Genomic DNA, 14667 nt, shown 5'->3' on the forward strand with positions numbered 1-14667 from the left:
ATTTTGCGGCGTATGAATTAAAGATGAGAGGGAATTGTAAGAATGGAGGTGATGTCCACATGTCTCGTTTGAAGAAAAACCCATCGAAAGCAGGCGTAAGTGCTGCAAGTGTAAAAGGAAACGCAGGTCCATCACAGGAAGCAGACCTTGGCGGGAAAAAAACCAGTCAAAATCAGCAATATAAAAAGAATCAGTAAGGAAACAAAATCGTAAGGAGGAACACATGTTGAATAATCAGCAAATGAATATGCCCCCAGAAGTCATTTCAGTGAAGGATTCCTTGTACTTAGAGGATATGCTCAACTGGAACTTGATCGCCATGAAAAAGGCTCATTTTATGGCCGAGCATTGCCAGGATCAAACCTTGAAACAAGAATTGAATCAAGTTGGGCAAATGCATCATCAGCATTATACACAAATTCTTCAGCATTTAGGCAGCTCAGGGCAAGGCCTGTCTACTGGCTTTATGCAATAGGAGGAAAAAACATGGAACAGCAAAACCAACAAAAAATCGGGAATCCACAAACTCCGGTTCCCACAACAACCAACATGAACGATCGTGATTTTGTCACAGATCTCTTGTCGACTGAAAAATATATGACAAGTGGATACAACACAGCGCTCAATGAATTCAGTCATGAATCTCTTTATCAGGATATTCAGCGAATTGCACTGGAAACACAGAAAACACAAAGACATTTATATGATGTCATGTTCCGATATGGCTGGTATTCTGTTGAAGCCGCTGATCAGCAAAAGCTCCAGCAGGCACACCAGAAATTCCAGCAAACACTGATAGATCAATCGCCGTACGGTTCATCACAAATGTCATAAGAAAAAAACTGCCAGTCTAGTGCTGGCAGTCAATTGTTGATAAAGGGCTAAAATGATTTTTATTTTAGCCCTTTGTCTTCTTTTCAGCGTGATAGAAAACCTTTGCAGTCTAGGAAGGACGAGCACTGGCGCGGAGCGAATTGAACATTCGTGAGCACCAGCGCACAGGACTGACAAAGAATGCGAGGGTTTGTCTACACGCTGCTGGCAGTTTTTTAACGGTCTTTATTGGCGCGATGAGCTTCGTTCAACTGTTTGATCCGTTGAATCGTGTGTTTGATTTCTTCTTTTGCTTCTGGATACGTTTCATTGAAATGCTTTGCTAGCGGCGGCATGCTTTTTGCAATATGAGAGTAGATCACCCACTGTTTCACATCTTGTTTCAGCTCGTCTGTTGATTCACCGAGCAGCAGCTCTGTATATTTATCAAGCAAGCCTTTCAGCTTTTCATCTAATTCATTTCCCATTGATATTCCGCTCCTTTTTCAGAAAAAAGCCTGACTCTGTGAGATACAGATGTCAGGCTTTTGACATACGATTATCTTGCAGCAAGAAATGTTTCAGCTTGCGCTTGCTGCACAATACAGCGTCCTCTACCGTGCGGAATACATAATGGTGTTCCAAATAAAGGATCTGTTGTCACTTGGCAATTCATATCAAAGACATTTTTCACGAGATCACAATTAATCACTGTTTCTGGTCTGCCTTCTGCATAGATTGACTTGTCTTTAATCGCCACAAGATGATGAGCATATCTGCATGCAAGATTGAGGTCATGAAGAACCATCACAATCGTGCGCTGCTCTTTCTCATTTAAATCAAACAGAAGGTCCAAAATTTCGATTTGATGTGTCATGTCTAAATATGTCGTCGGCTCATCTAACAAAATAATATCGGTCTCTTGGGCCAGCGTCATCGCAATCCATGCACGCTGCCTTTGTCCACCTGATAATGAATCAACGGTCCGATCAGCAAGGTCTTCCATCTTTGTTGACTTTAATGCGCGGTTCACTGCTTCTTCATCTTGCTTCGACCACTGCTTCAGCCAATTTTGATAAGGATATCTGCCTTGCTTCACTAACTGATGCACGGTTAATCCTTCTGGCGCTTCTGGTCCTTGTGGAAGAATGGCGAGTTGTTTTGCTACTTCTTTTGTAGGTAATTTTGCAATGGAATGACCTTCAAGCAGGACAGAACCACCCATTGGCTTCATGAGACGGGCCAAAGAGCGAAGTAGCGTGGATTTACCGCATCCATTACTGCCAATAAATACTGTGATTTCACCCTTAGGGATTGATACATTTAGTTCATCGATGATCATTGTTTCTCCGTAGCCTAAGCTTAAACCTTCAGTAGAAATGGCACTCATTCCGCTCAAACGCTCCTTTTCTCATCCAAATTTTTATATGAAATATCGTCTATGTACAGACGTAAAAGATCACTTATCTCAATTTAGTGTATCAGATTTAAGTGATCTTGAAAATCATTTTCATTTAAAAAATGAGAAAGTCTCGTTTATTTCTTCCTTTGGAATGTACGTTTGGTCCCATCTTCTAGCTTCAGATCGATCTGTATCCGCTGATAATCATCATCTAAATTAAAAGCAGCTAATAGTTCCTTTACATACACTTCATTGATCTTTTCACTAGGAATCGACATATCATTCAGCTTCATCTTCATTTCGCGCAAGGCTTCTTCTCCTTCATAGCGGACCCCATTCATATGATCACGAATGATCGCCTCCTCTTTGCCTCTTGCCTGACGATAAGTCGCTTCGTATAATTCGTTTTTCTGTCCATATTGTACATGCAGATGCACATGCTGAAATGGCAGTTCCTTCATTTGAACAGCTGACAGACTTTCTGCTTCTGCTTCATGTGTTTGTTGTAACGGTTCAACTGATTGACAGCCGGACAGCATAAAGAGCAGCACTCCTATTCGTCCCGCCTTCTTCCAACACATCATGTGTTTCCTCCTATTTCACAGCATCGCTTTTTATTCTTCTCCAGGCTCCTTTTTGTTATTCAATAAAACATCGCACTATGATAAATTGAAACAAAAAGGAGAATGGGATGATGAAAAGAACAGCCATTGTAACTGGTGCCAATAGCGGCTTTGGCAAGCTCATCACGATGCGTCTCGCCAAGCGGGGCTATACAGTGATTGCCGGCGTCAGACAGGAAACCAATGCCAAAAAGCTCGCTGAAGAAATTGATCAAGCCTCTTTATCTGGCATGATACATATTGAAGCGTTAGATGTGACCGATACGCAGTCGATTCAAGCATTTCAGAAGAAGCTTCATGCCTATGCACCCATTACCCTGCTTGTGAACAATGCGGGAACAGCCTTTGCTGGTTTTGCGGAGGAGGTTCCTGTCGACACGTACCGCCAGCAATTTGAAGTGAATGTCTTCGGTGTGATGGAAATGACCCAAGCAGTGCTGCCGTTTATGACGAGTGGTGCAAAGATTTTCAATATGAGCAGCATCAGCGGATTAATGGGGATGCCTGCACTTTCTCCATATGTATCGTCTAAGTTTGCGTTGGAAGGCTATACAGAAAGCTTGCGGATTGAACTGGCTTCGTTCGGTATACAGGCGGCCTTGATCGAGCCAGGCTCTTTCCAGACGAATATTTGGAACACCTCCATGAACGAGCAAATGATTCAGCCAGCAGAAGGATCGAAATACACAAAACTCTATCAAAAGATGATGGCCCATATTGATGCCCAGAAATCCAACTATGGAGATCCTCGTGAAGTGGCAGAGCTTGTTGTACGATTAGCAGAAAAGAAGCGGCTGAAACGGCTGAGATATCTTGTTGGAAAAGGCGTACGGCTTTCATTCACAGCAAAGCAGCTTCTGCCTTGGAACATGTGGGAACACATCATTCTACGGACACTCTCTTCAAAAAAATAAGCACAAAAAAACAGGTGGATATGTCAACATGTCCACCTGTTTTTTTCATTTATTCGCTATCTGACTGTCCAAGGGTAATATCTAGATTTTTGTTCTTTCCTTCACGGATGACAGTCATTGTGGTTTTATCGCCGACTTTTGTTTCTTTGTAAAGAATTTCTTTCAGCTGAGAGCTGTTCACTACGTCTTTCCCTTTGAACTTGATGATGACATCTCCAGATTTCAAGCCTGCTTTTTGTGCAGGTGAACCTTTTGAAACATCCTTTACGTAAATGCCTTTGCCGATTTGTTTATCAAATAAGCCGAGCGTATTTTCCTGATATGTCTCAGGCACTTGCTCAAGGTCAATCATTTGTACGCCAAGGTATGGACGTTCAACTTTTCCATTTTTTAACAGCTCATCTACAATCGGTTTGACATCGTTACTTGGGATCGCAAATCCGAGTGATTCCACACCGCTTTCGCTGATTTTCAAGCTGTTGATGCCAATGACTTGACCGTCAGTATTGATCAGTGGCCCCCCGCTGTTTCCTGGGTTAATCGCTGCATCTGTTTGCAGCACATTCATCTCCACCGTACCAGATGACGTATTTGCTTCTACAGTACGATCAAGACCACTAATAATTCCTTCTGTCACAGTACCTGAGAACTGTGCACCGAGCGGATTCCCAATGGCAATGACTTTATCTCCAGCACGAAGCTTAGAAGAATCACCAAAGCTCGCCACTTTATCAATACCGTCTGCGTTCATTTCAACAACGGCTAAATCTGTCATGACATCACTGCCGACAAGCTTTGCGTCTTTCGTTTTTCCATCATAAAGGGTGACCTTGATTTTATTGGCACCTTCGACAACATGGTTATTTGTAATAATGTACGCTTTTTTGCCATCTTTTTTGAAGATGACACCAGAGCCTGTTCCAGCTTCAGCTTCTGTTTGATCACCGCTCAGGCCAAACGAATTTTGTGTAGATTGATAGTTTGAGACCCCAACAATGGTTGGCTCTAAATCTTCTACCATATCAGCCACATTTGTGGCATTGGTGATTTGTTTTGTCGAGAAATTATCTGAGGCTGCCGGCTCGCTTGATGCTGTCTGCGTTTGCGTGTTGGCAGCTGTATCCTGTGACTGCGGCAAAAGCGGTGTAATGCCAAGTACAAGACCCCCGCCAATAATTCCTCCAAGAATCGGGCTCAGCCATGCCGCCTTCCGCTTTTTCTCTTTTTTCGACGCACGGTCATCCACCATTTGAGGAGAATGATTTGTCACACTCTCCTCTGTAGCAGATGCTTCGTTTTCATGCTGGTGAAAAACAAGTTCCTTCTCTTTTTCTGGTGCGTCTATTTGTTTCTCATTCTCTTGATGGGTATCTTTTTGATGATTCATTTCATTGTCTTGATTTTCTGGATGATTCATCTTATTCTCTTCATCTTCTCTTCGGAAATCCATCGCTTGCACTCCTTTACATCATGTTTCATTCATATGTCTAGATAGGACTTCAGGTCCTCTTATTGGAAAGATCATTGAAAAATACTTTATGGCAATATGTCAAATTATATAATACTTATTCATAGAAAAAAAGCAAGGTGCGCACATTGATGAAAAGCACCTATTCATCCGCCTTTTGTCTATGCCCTTTTTTCCCTTGACCTTATCATAATCAAACATTATGGGATAATGATGAGAAGAATATGTGAAATTGTGAAAAAAGCGTGTGATTGTTGACATGCCGCCTTCGTATCCCGTTATAATGACGTTGAGAGGATGTGGAAGACTTTGTCGTACACCATTTATTTAGTTGAAGATGAACAAAATTTAAATGAACTGTTAACCAAATATTTAGAGAGTGAAGGTTGGAATGTCTCCTCTTTTTTAACCGGAGAAGCGGCACGCGAGGCAATGAACAAGCCGCCGCATCTATGGATTTTAGATATCATGCTGCCTGATACAGACGGCTATACCCTCATAAAAGAAATTAAAGCCGCATCACCTGACGTACCGGTCATTTTCATTTCAGCCCGGGATGCAGATATCGACCGTGTCCTCGGTTTAGAGCTGGGAAGCAGTGATTATATTGCGAAGCCGTTTCTTCCGCGTGAGCTGATCATTCGGGTTCAAAAGCTGCTGGAGCTTGTGTATAAAAACAGCGATACACCGCAGCAAAGCGTCACTTCAGTTTCTTCTTATGTCATTCATGAGGATGTAAGAGAGGTCTATGAAGAGGGACAGCTCATTAACTTAACTTCTAAGGAATTTGACTTGCTGCTTTTATTTACACATCACCAGGGACATGCTTTTTCTCGTGAAGATATCCTCGTCAAGATTTGGGGACACGATTACTTCGGGACAGATCGTGTGGTGGATGACCTTGTCAGACGGCTGCGCAAAAAAATGCCCGACTTAAAGGTCGAGACCATCTATGGATTTGGCTATAGGATGCTTAAAGGATGAAGAACAAACCGCTCGCTTTTCAAATTTGGGTCGTGATCTCTGGCATTTTGCTCACCATTTCCATTGTCCTGATTATTCTATTTTCCAATACATTACGTGACTTCTTCACAAATGAAATTTATAAAAATATCGAAAATGAACAGCAAGTGCTGACAGAATATCCATTGAACCGAGACGGCTCGCCAAAATCGACACCGGAAAACCGCTCCGTGCAGCACATTTTGATCCCATCAGATGAATTAGATCAAATGGCGCAGTTTTTTCCGCATGCTTTTATTGAGAAAATCCAATCGTTTGTGAAAAAACAAAAAAGCGCAACGAAACGGTATTCTGAAGAGGTGAACGGCCAGCATATCTTTTTTGTCATCAAAAAGGTATCATCAGGCAATACACAATATATTCTTCTGTCCTATGCACCAGATTCTTATCGAGATGACCTGTCCTTTACCCTGTTTAAACAGCTGATCTTTATCTTAGGCACCGTTATTTTACTAAGCTGGATTCCATCGATTTGGCTTGCCCGCTATTTATCCCGACCAATCGTTGCGTTTGAAAAGCACGTCAAACGGATTGCCCAAGAGGACTGGGACGATCCTGTCATCGTTGACCGGCAAGATGAAATTGGCAAACTTGGTCATACCATTGAAGAAATGAGACAAAAACTCATTCAAAAAGATGAAACAGAACGGACACTTTTGCAGAATATTTCACATGACTTAAAGACACCTGTCATGGTCATCCGCGGCTACACTCAGTCCATTAAAGATGGTATTTTTCCTAAGGGAGATCTTGAACAAACGGTGGAAGTCATTGAAGGTGAAGCGGAAAAGCTTGAGAAGAAAATCAAGGATCTGCTGTACTTAACAAAGCTTGATTATTTATCAAAACAACATCCCGCACATTCTTCCTTCCTACTCAGTAATACGATGCTGGAAGTGGTCGACCGAATACGCTGGTCGAAAAATGAATTGCAGTGGAACGTGGACTTAGATGATGAGGCTGCTCTTGAAGGCGATCCAGAACAATGGAGCAAATTATTTGAGAATGTACTAGAAAATCAACTTCGGTACGCAAAAAGTAAGATTGATATTCAGATGAAACAGGAAGAGGATCAAATCCGCATTGTCATTCGTAATGACGGTCCTCCAATTGAAGAACATATGCTGTCCAACCTATACGAGCCTTTTAGTAAGGGAAAAAAGGGCGAATTCGGTATTGGATTAAGCATTGTCAAAAGAATTCTTTCAATGCATCAAGCGTCCATATCTATTGAAAATGATGATCTAGGTGTACGTTATACAATTATGGTTCCAAAGAAGAGACTGTAGGTTTTTGACCGCAGTCTTTTTTAGATGAATGAATACCCATTGAAATCACGGTATGTGGCTTTGATCTTTTTGCCAGCTTGATACATCCATTTCTTTTCAATGGTTGTCTCTTTCGGCATTTTGACTTTTTCTACTTGAATCCCTTTTGTTCGCAGGCGTCTAATCATATCATCGATTTCTCTCATGGAACATCATCCTTTCACATATTTTGACCAGTTGGTCACCTTACTTTATAATATAAAGAATTACACTGTAAAAAACAAGTTACAATCTGATTAATTTTTGAAAACTTTCGTCGTTTATGACCGATAAGTCACATCTCTTTGCGCACGTTTCCTAAGACATTTGTCTCTCGGTAAGAAAGGATGACATTCATTTTGAAAAAGAAAGAAAAAATGATCATTGAGGCTGGCATGAAATTATTTGCCAGCAAAGGCTATAACACAACGTCTGTTCAGGAAATTGCAGATGAATGCCACATGTCAAAGGGTGCTTTTTATCTTTATTTTAAATCAAAGGAAGCACTGCTCATTTCGATCCTTCATTACTATTACGATAAGGTATTTACCCGGATTCATGAGGTTCAAACAGAGGGCGGCACACCAAAAGAAGCCTACCGCAAACAGCTCACTGTCTATTACGATAATATTTTGCAGCAAAAGGATTTTATTAAAATGCAGCTGAGCGACAGGGCGCTTCCATTGAATGAAGAAACGCAGCAGCTCGCAAAACAAATTAGGCTTGCAACCATCCAGCTTCACATCGATAACATTAAACAAGTGTATGGAGACGCTGCTATTCCATATATGGCTGATTTATGTTTGACGATTGAGGGCATGAGCCACGTTTATTTCGAGCTTGCCATTTTATATGATTTTCAGCTGGAAGCAGAAGAGCTTGCCAAAACCATGATTCATCGTATCGATGATTTGATGGGCGGTATGATGAAGCGAAATGATCTTCCTCTCATTTCTGTAGATCAAGCGAGCGATTGGTTTGGTCCAATTTATGAACGGTCATTCGATCCGCTCACAGAATCTCTTTTAAAGGAATTAAGAGAGATTGCTGAAGCACACTATGAAGTGAAAGACGAGCCTGAGTTATTTGAAGCGCTTGGCATCCTGGAAAATGAATTAAACAAACAAAAACCAAGACAAGTCATCGTGAAAGGCATGCTGTACCAATTGAAATTATATGCACCGCTTCAAACCAATTCTGATTCACTTTTGCGTATTTTGAAAGAGGATCATTTGTAAACACATATTTTCAATGAAAAAACCAGGGGCAGCTGCCCCTGGTTTCTTATTTTGCTTTCGGTGTCACCATTTCCTCTGGTTTCACAAATTGCTCGAATTGCTCTTCAGTTAACAGCTCTAATTGAAGTGCTGCTTCTTTTAGTGTTAATCCTTCTTTGTGCGCAAGCTTCGCAATTTTTGCTGCATTTTCATATCCGATGTGCGGGTTAAGTGCCGTCACAAGCATCAATGAATTGTTCAAGTTTTTCTCAATCGTTTCAAGGTTTGGTTCGATTCCAACTGCACACTTGTCATGGAATGAGTTCATGCCGTCAGCAAGTAGTTCAACTGATTGCAGGAAGTTATAAATGATGACTGGCTTAAATACGTTCAGCTCAAAGTTTCCTTGGCTTGCCGCAAAACCGATTGTGGCATCATTCCCCATGATTTGCGCTGCAATCATAGTTAATGCTTCACTTTGGGTTGGGTTAACTTTTCCTGGCATAATGGAGCTTCCCGGCTCATTTTCAGGAATGATCAATTCGCCAATTCCGCAGCGAGGACCACTTGCAAGCCATCTTACATCATTGGCAATTTTCATTAAATCAGCTGCAAGTGCTTTTAAGGCACCGTGTGCATACGTAATTTCATCATGGCTTGTCAGCGCATGGAATTTGTTTGGTGAAGAATTGAAAGTTTGACCTGTCAGCTGGCTGATTTCCTCAGCAACATATTGACCGAACTCAGGATGTGCGTTAATTCCTGTACCAACAGCAGTTCCGCCAATGGCTAATTCTCTCATTTTTTCAGTTGATTCTAGAATCATTTCTTTTGAACGATCCAGCATGTATACCCAGCCGCTAATCTCTTGACCAACTGTCAGCGGTGTTGCATCCTGCAAGTGCGTACGGCCGATTTTCACAATCTCTTGATACGCTTTTGCTTTCTCATCAAGAGTTGTTCTTAACTGGTCAATTGCAGGCAGCAATTTTTTGTACACAGCTAAAACAGCTGCCACGTGCATAGCCGTTGGGAATGTATCATTTGAGCTTTGGCTGCGGTTAACGTCATCATTCGGGTGAATGCTGAACTCGCTATTTTTATCTTTCAAGTAAGCAGTTGCTCTGTTTGCAACGACTTCGTTCATGTTCATGTTACTTTGTGTTCCACTGCCTGTCTGCCAAACAACAAGCGGGAAATGCTCGTCATACTTTCCGCTGATGATATCATCACATACAGCAGCAATTGCTTCTGCTTTTTCGCTTTCAAGGTTGCCAAGTCGTTCGTTCGCAATCGCTGTGCTACGTTTCAAAATTGCAAACGCATTCACAACTTCCTTTGGCATTTTCTCAGAACCGATTTTGAAATTTTCTTTGCTTCGTTGTGTTTGTGCACCCCAGAACTTGTCCTTCGGCACTTTGATTTCGCCCATTGTGTCTTTTTCGATTCTAAATTCCGTCATTATGTATCCCTCCATAGCTTCTCATCACTCAACTCTATTCTATACAAAAAACGAAAATCCTTTAAGCGTTTTCAATTAAAATTTTATCTTTATTTTAATTTTAGTTCAATATAAACGCGAACATCCTTCGAATATTTATATTTTGGGTTCGTTTTTCCGTAATCCTTTGATGTATAGGTCACCTCATAATGCTTGTCAAACGACTGTAGAATACGGTCGATCTCCTCTTTTGTTCCTGCTAAACGAATCTGTGCCATCTTGTTTCCTCCAAAACCCTCATTCTTTCTTTTACCACAAAATAATGTAACACAGAATATTGTTTTTTCAAGCAGGTAATGCTAAGAAAAAGATTTGAGGCGGGTGATCCAAATGAACCAAACTCCATTAAAAGAGCACTTATACGATAATCTCTCCGTCATCCTTCCACAATTAAAAGAAATGGACGATTTGGTCCATGAGAAAAAAACACTGCCTCACGGACAGGTGGTTTACTATTTATACATAAAAGAAATGAACGAAACGATGGAGATTCAAACCTTTTTAAAGCTGCTTCTCCAAGATCATACGTCTCTCACAAAAGAGAAGCTGGAATCCAATTTATCGATGATGACCACCCGTTCGGTGAAGACCTCCGAGGAATTGGTCGATGCGATTTTTGAAGGGCATTGTGTGGTACTGATTAACGGATTTCAGCATGCGTATATTTTAGAAACGCATGGAACGAAGAAACGCAGTATAGGTGATGCTACCTCTGAAACAATTGTGAGAGGTCCGAAAATTGGCTTTATTGAAGATTTAGATACGAACTTAGCTCTTGTGAGACAGCGCTTGAAAAACCCCAATCTTAAAACCGTCGACATGAAAATTGGTCAAAAAAAGTACACCCAAGTGACCATCATGTACATTGACGGTATGGCTCAATCGTCTGTTTTAAAAGAAGTGAAAAAAAGGCTCAAACAGGTCACGATTGATGATATACAAGATTCTGGTGTTCTTGAGGAACTGATTGAGGACAATGTGTACTCGCCTTTCCCGCAAATCCAAAACACAGAACGGCCGGATAAAGTGGCATCTGCTTTAAATAATGGACGTGTCGCCATTTTTGTTGATCATTCACCTTTTGTGTTAATTGTACCTGCTTCTCTCGCGACGATTATGCAATCACCTGATGATTATTATGAAAGGTGGATCGCCGCCTCTCTCATTCGTATGCTGCGGTTTACCTCTATCTTTCTGACATTATTTTTATCAGCCATTTATATTGCGCTTGTGTCCTTCCATCAAGGACTTTTACCAACAACACTGGCTATTTCGATCTCAAGTACAAGAGAAAATGTCCCCTTTCCGCCTATTGTGGAGGCACTCATCATGGAGATAACGATTGAGCTGCTGCGGGAAGCTGGTTTAAGGCTGCCAAATCCGCTCGGTCAAACGATTGGACTTGTAGGCGGAGTCGTCATTGGGCAGGCGGCCGTTCAGGCTCATATTGTGAGCTCGATTATGGTGATTATCGTCAGTGTGATTGCCCTTGCTTCCTTTACTGTGCCTCAATACGGGATGGGCATGTCGTTCCGCGTGCTCCGCTTTGTGTCCATGTTTACGGCAGCTACCTTGGGTTTATATGGGATTGTGCTGTTCATGCTCGTTCTCCTTACCCATTTAACACGGCAAAAAAGTTTTGGTACGCCTTATTTTTCGCCAGACTTTGTGTTCAGCTATAAAAATGAAGACAATTCCATCATTCGATTGCCTTTGAAAAATCAAAAGAAAGGAGAACGATATGGTCAATCATAAAGAGTCGATCACCAGCTATCAGGCAAGTGCCATTATTGCCAATACAACATTAGGTGCAAGTATGATGATTCTGCCCAGAGCAATGGCACAGGCTGCAACTACACCTGATGGCTGGATTGCACTCTTACTCATGAGCGTCATTTACATTGTATTTATTTTTGTGAATGTCCTTATGATGAAAAAAGTCCCCTTCTCCTCTTACTATGATTATACAAATGAGGGGCTTGGAAAGTGGATTGGTGCTCTTGCTAACCTGCTCATTATTGTTTATTTTCTTGGCGTTGCCAGCTATGAAGTACGGGCTATGTCAGAAATGGTGAAGTTCTTTCTGCTTCAAAACACACCTGTAGCGGTGACAATGATCAGCTTTATTTTGGTTGGTCTTTATCTCGTAGTCGGCGGGATTGGTGATTTTGCCAGACTGTGCCCTTTTTTCCTCATTGTGACCTTGATTATCTTATTTGTTGCATATGGACTCAGTGTTCAAGAATTTAAGTTAGATAACCTCCGGCCTGTTTTAGGAGAGGGATTCTCCCCTGTCTTCAAATCCCTTAACGCATCAGCCATTTCGTTTGTCGGCATTGAAATGATGCTGTTTATGCCTGTCTATATGAACACGCAAAAACACACCTTTGCTTATGGCGCAATCGGCTTTTTGATTCCTGCGATCATCTATATTTTCACCTATATTCTTGTCGTTGGTGCGTTCACCGTGAAAGAAACTGCGACGTTGACTTGGCCGACGATTGCTTTATTTCAATCGTTCGATATACAGGGGATTTTTATTGAGCGAATTGAATCTTTTTTGCTTATCGTTTGGCTTGTTCAGCTTTATACGAGCTTTGTAGGATATACGTTTTTTGCTGCAATGGGGATATCCAAACTAACAAAATTACCAAAAAAGATCGTGCTCGCGTTGATGGGAATTGTCATCTACTTTGCCGCCGTTTTCCCAAAGGATGTTGATACAGTGCGTGATTATTTAACCTATGTGAACCATTTATTTTTCCTTTTATTCGGCATCCTCCCGTTTCTCTTATTTATCATCGTGTTTTTTAAAAGGAGGCGGAAAGCAGCATGAAAAAAAAGGCGGCCTTTGCATACCTGGCCCTTGTTCTATTAAGTGGATGCTGGGATAGTACCAATATTGAGGAGCTCAACATGGCGATTGGTTTTGGCTTAGATAAAGGAGATGACGGTCATAAGCTTAAAATATCTATGCAAGTCCTTGTTCCTCAAAAAATTGAGCAAGAATCCAGCGTAAAAGACCCAACAAAGATTATTGAAACTAGTGGTGATTCCGTACATCAAATATTCCGAACAACAACGCTCAAGAGTCATCGGATTTTCGCCCAGCAGCTGAGGGTGTATTTATTTTCTGAGGAGCTCATCAATGAGAATAATTTCGACCTCGTCATTAATCAATTTATTCGCGACAATGAAACACGGAGAGGAAGCCTTGTCTTTATGACTTCTGAGAAGCCTGGGGACTTGCTGAAAATCAATGACGATGGACAGCCAGCTTCTTCTACATTATATGATATTTCTAGGAATACTAAATCGACTATACGTATGCTCAAGCCCGCTTCATTAGGAGATATTTCTTCTGCTATGCAAAACAACGTATCTTTTGCTGTTCCGAAAGTCGGTGTGGATCAAGGGAAATTAATGCTGGACGGAGCCTCTATTATAAAGAACAGACGATTTCTCACCAACATCTCTCCGTTAGCCGTGCAGTCGTATAACCTGTTGACCGGAGACGGAGAAGGCGGAGTCATTGAATTTGAATATGATCACAGCATCTATTCTTTTGAGATTTTTAAACTGAAACACAACATTGAAACGAATAAAACAGCCAGCGGAAAATATCAATTTAATGTGTCAGTGGCGCTTGAAGGAAGATTATCTGAGGATTGGAATGAGCGGGAAAATGCATTTAATGAAAAGTATCTCCAAGAGATTGAAGGTGTTGTGGAGCGTCGATTAGAGAAAAACGTAAAAGATTTCATTGGGGAATTACAGCATGAGATCAAAGCAGATATTTGCAGGTTTTATCAAAAAGCGAGTATTGCGTATCCAAAGGACTTTCGAAAAGAAGCGAAGCATTGGGATGAAATATTTAGTGAATCGGACATTCGTTACAAAGCAAATGTGAAAATCCGTGACTTCGGGACTAAGGGCGCAACACAATCTTTATAGAGTATGTTAAAATGGTAAGAAAAAAAGGGTGTCAATCATGAAACGAGCTTTACTTTCGGCCGGCATTCTATTTTTGATTCTAGGGATACTTCTGTTAATCGTTGTATTCACGCAATCAAAAGAAGATTTCTTCATTGAAGCCGACAGCTTTTCAAGCACATTTTTGATCGTGGTTTATTATGGACAAACCCCTGCGCTCCTTCTGTTGGGAGGCGGATTATTCGTCGGACTTTCACAGATCATTGATTTGCAGGAAAAAAAAGCGGCAGCAGCAAAGGAGAGCGTAAAGCTTTTATCCGAAATGAAGAAAACCCTGGAAGAAAAACCGGCCAAGGAGCAGGAGGCTTTTCCAGTTCCTGAGCTCCATCAACTATCCGAACGTCCGATCACAGGACAGAAGGACTAATTTTACGCATGTTCTAGCAGCTTTCACTTGAAAGCTGTT

Annotated in this window: 18 protein-coding genes; 11 read left to right on the top strand and 7 right to left on the bottom strand. The window is 41.4% G+C overall.

Annotated elements, in window-relative coordinates; all coding sequences use genetic code 11:
* Positions 1–59 precede the first annotated feature (59 nt).
* From NSQ25_RS15120 to NSQ25_RS15130, 3 genes are read left to right on the top strand one after another with little or no spacing between them, the layout of a single operon-like run.
* Positions 60–197, top strand: coding sequence for a YuzL family protein (locus tag NSQ25_RS15120; protein WP_003212904.1), 138 nt, complete (start codon positions 60–62; stop codon positions 195–197).
* A gap of 26 nt (positions 198–223) precedes the next feature.
* Positions 224–475, top strand: coding sequence for a hypothetical protein (locus tag NSQ25_RS15125; RefSeq protein ID WP_326135765.1), 252 nt, complete (start codon positions 224–226; stop codon positions 473–475).
* 11 nt (positions 476–486) lie between these two features.
* Positions 487–834 carry a spore coat protein gene (locus tag NSQ25_RS15130; RefSeq protein WP_065215193.1) on the top strand — a complete coding sequence of 116 codons (348 nt, stop codon included), beginning with the start codon at positions 487–489 and terminating at the stop codon, positions 832–834.
* Positions 835–1049: 215 nt separating this feature from the next.
* On the opposite strand, the gene NSQ25_RS15135 is transcribed toward NSQ25_RS15130, so the two are convergent.
* The 3 genes from NSQ25_RS15135 to NSQ25_RS15145 all read right to left on the bottom strand — a co-directional run bounded on the left by NSQ25_RS15135 (position 1050) and on the right by NSQ25_RS15145 (position 2796).
* Positions 1050–1301, bottom strand: coding sequence for a YusU family protein (locus NSQ25_RS15135; RefSeq protein WP_034280853.1), 252 nt, complete (start codon positions 1299–1301; stop codon positions 1050–1052).
* Positions 1302–1372: 71 nt separating this feature from the next.
* Entirely contained in the window at positions 1373–2203 is an 831-nt protein-coding gene (locus NSQ25_RS15140; RefSeq protein ID WP_008347057.1) for an ABC transporter ATP-binding protein, read from the bottom strand.
* Positions 2204–2349: 146 nt separating this feature from the next.
* Complete coding sequence (locus NSQ25_RS15145; RefSeq protein WP_176544474.1) at positions 2350–2796, bottom strand: YusW family protein; 447 nt, start codon at positions 2794–2796, stop codon at positions 2350–2352.
* A gap of 113 nt (positions 2797–2909) precedes the next feature.
* Between NSQ25_RS15145 and NSQ25_RS15150 the strand changes: the two genes are divergently transcribed.
* Positions 2910–3752, top strand: a complete 843-nt coding sequence (locus NSQ25_RS15150; protein ID WP_326135766.1) for an oxidoreductase — start codon at positions 2910–2912, stop codon at positions 3750–3752.
* Positions 3753–3801: 49 nt separating this feature from the next.
* On the opposite strand, the gene NSQ25_RS15155 is transcribed toward NSQ25_RS15150, so the two are convergent.
* On the bottom strand, positions 3802–5202 hold the full coding sequence (locus NSQ25_RS15155; protein WP_326135767.1) for a trypsin-like peptidase domain-containing protein: 1401 nt from the start codon (positions 5200–5202) through the stop codon (positions 3802–3804).
* Positions 5203–5529: 327 nt separating this feature from the next.
* Between NSQ25_RS15155 and NSQ25_RS15160 the strand changes: the two genes are divergently transcribed.
* Positions 5530–6204 (top strand): response regulator transcription factor, encoded by a 675-nt coding sequence (locus NSQ25_RS15160; RefSeq protein ID WP_034280861.1) that lies wholly within the window; start codon positions 5530–5532, stop codon positions 6202–6204.
* On the top strand, positions 6201–7532 hold the full coding sequence (locus NSQ25_RS15165) for a HAMP domain-containing sensor histidine kinase (RefSeq protein WP_034280863.1): 1332 nt from the start codon (positions 6201–6203) through the stop codon (positions 7530–7532). The genes NSQ25_RS15160 and NSQ25_RS15165 overlap by 4 nt, the downstream gene beginning before the upstream one ends.
* Positions 7533–7552: 20 nt before the next feature.
* On the opposite strand, the gene spxO is transcribed toward NSQ25_RS15165, so the two are convergent.
* The gene (gene spxO / locus NSQ25_RS15170) at positions 7553–7717 is read right to left on the bottom strand and encodes an anti-adapter protein SpxO (protein ID WP_003212782.1); all 165 of its coding nucleotides are present in this window, start codon (positions 7715–7717) and stop codon (positions 7553–7555) included.
* 192 nt (positions 7718–7909) lie between these two features.
* Between spxO and NSQ25_RS15175 the strand changes: the two genes are divergently transcribed.
* Positions 7910–8788: a TetR/AcrR family transcriptional regulator gene (locus tag NSQ25_RS15175; RefSeq protein WP_034280864.1), complete on the top strand. Its 879-nt coding sequence runs from the start codon at positions 7910–7912 to the stop codon at positions 8786–8788.
* A gap of 46 nt (positions 8789–8834) precedes the next feature.
* Here NSQ25_RS15175 and fumC read toward each other — a convergent pair whose 3' ends face one another.
* Together fumC and NSQ25_RS15185 are read right to left on the bottom strand one after the other, a co-directional pair.
* Positions 8835–10229 (bottom strand): class II fumarate hydratase, encoded by a 1395-nt coding sequence (gene fumC / locus NSQ25_RS15180; RefSeq protein WP_024423418.1) that lies wholly within the window; start codon positions 10227–10229, stop codon positions 8835–8837.
* Positions 10230–10318: 89 nt separating this feature from the next.
* Positions 10319–10486: a YvzF family protein gene (locus NSQ25_RS15185; RefSeq protein ID WP_003213147.1), complete on the bottom strand. Its 168-nt coding sequence runs from the start codon at positions 10484–10486 to the stop codon at positions 10319–10321.
* 112 nt (positions 10487–10598) lie between these two features.
* On the opposite strand from NSQ25_RS15185, the gene NSQ25_RS15190 reads away from it, so the two are divergent.
* The 4 genes from NSQ25_RS15190 to NSQ25_RS15205 are packed head-to-tail and all read left to right on the top strand — an operon-like array spanning position 10599 to position 14628.
* On the top strand, positions 10599–12023 hold the full coding sequence (locus tag NSQ25_RS15190; RefSeq protein WP_065215188.1) for a spore germination protein: 1425 nt from the start codon (positions 10599–10601) through the stop codon (positions 12021–12023).
* Positions 12010–13104, top strand: coding sequence for an endospore germination permease (locus NSQ25_RS15195; RefSeq protein WP_065215187.1), 1095 nt, complete (start codon positions 12010–12012; stop codon positions 13102–13104). The genes NSQ25_RS15190 and NSQ25_RS15195 overlap by 14 nt, the downstream gene beginning before the upstream one ends.
* Positions 13101–14222: a Ger(x)C family spore germination protein gene (locus tag NSQ25_RS15200; RefSeq protein ID WP_081124817.1), complete on the top strand. Its 1122-nt coding sequence runs from the start codon at positions 13101–13103 to the stop codon at positions 14220–14222. Before NSQ25_RS15195 ends, NSQ25_RS15200 begins: the two co-directional genes overlap by 4 nt.
* 37 nt (positions 14223–14259) lie before the next feature.
* A complete protein-coding gene (locus NSQ25_RS15205; RefSeq protein WP_034280872.1) occupies positions 14260–14628 on the top strand; it encodes a hypothetical protein in 369 nt (122 codons plus the stop codon).
* The last annotated feature ends 39 nt before the right edge of the window (positions 14629–14667 follow it).

Source organism: Bacillus sp. FSL R5-0512 (assembly GCF_038593295.1).
Lineage (GTDB): Bacteria > Bacillota > Bacilli > Bacillales > Bacillaceae > Bacillus > Bacillus safensis.

Coding starts and splice junctions, on each gene's coding strand:
- NSQ25_RS15165 (WP_034280863.1), top strand. CDS start 6,201: ATGAAGAACAAACCGCTCGCTTTTCAAATTTGGGTCGTGATCTCTGGC.
- NSQ25_RS15205 (WP_034280872.1), top strand. CDS start 14,260: ATGAAACGAGCTTTACTTTCGGCCGGCATTCTATTTTTGATTCTAGGG.
- NSQ25_RS15145 (WP_176544474.1), bottom strand. CDS start 2,796: ATGTGTTGGAAGAAGGCGGGACGAATAGGAGTGCTGCTCTTTATGCTG.
- NSQ25_RS15190 (WP_065215188.1), top strand. CDS start 10,599: ATGAACCAAACTCCATTAAAAGAGCACTTATACGATAATCTCTCCGTC.
- NSQ25_RS15150 (WP_326135766.1), top strand. CDS start 2,910: ATGAAAAGAACAGCCATTGTAACTGGTGCCAATAGCGGCTTTGGCAAG.
- NSQ25_RS15185 (WP_003213147.1), bottom strand. CDS start 10,486: ATGGCACAGATTCGTTTAGCAGGAACAAAAGAGGAGATCGACCGTATT.
- NSQ25_RS15135 (WP_034280853.1), bottom strand. CDS start 1,301: ATGGGAAATGAATTAGATGAAAAGCTGAAAGGCTTGCTTGATAAATAT.
- spxO (WP_003212782.1), bottom strand. CDS start 7,717: ATGAGAGAAATCGATGATATGATTAGACGCCTGCGAACAAAAGGGATT.
- NSQ25_RS15130 (WP_065215193.1), top strand. CDS start 487: ATGGAACAGCAAAACCAACAAAAAATCGGGAATCCACAAACTCCGGTT.
- NSQ25_RS15120 (WP_003212904.1), top strand. CDS start 60: ATGTCTCGTTTGAAGAAAAACCCATCGAAAGCAGGCGTAAGTGCTGCA.
- NSQ25_RS15195 (WP_065215187.1), top strand. CDS start 12,010: ATGGTCAATCATAAAGAGTCGATCACCAGCTATCAGGCAAGTGCCATT.
- NSQ25_RS15155 (WP_326135767.1), bottom strand. CDS start 5,202: ATGGATTTCCGAAGAGAAGATGAAGAGAATAAGATGAATCATCCAGAA.
- NSQ25_RS15125 (WP_326135765.1), top strand. CDS start 224: ATGTTGAATAATCAGCAAATGAATATGCCCCCAGAAGTCATTTCAGTG.
- NSQ25_RS15200 (WP_081124817.1), top strand. CDS start 13,101: ATGAAAAAAAAGGCGGCCTTTGCATACCTGGCCCTTGTTCTATTAAGT.
- NSQ25_RS15140 (WP_008347057.1), bottom strand. CDS start 2,203: ATGAGTGCCATTTCTACTGAAGGTTTAAGCTTAGGCTACGGAGAAACA.
- fumC (WP_024423418.1), bottom strand. CDS start 10,229: ATGACGGAATTTAGAATCGAAAAAGACACAATGGGCGAAATCAAAGTG.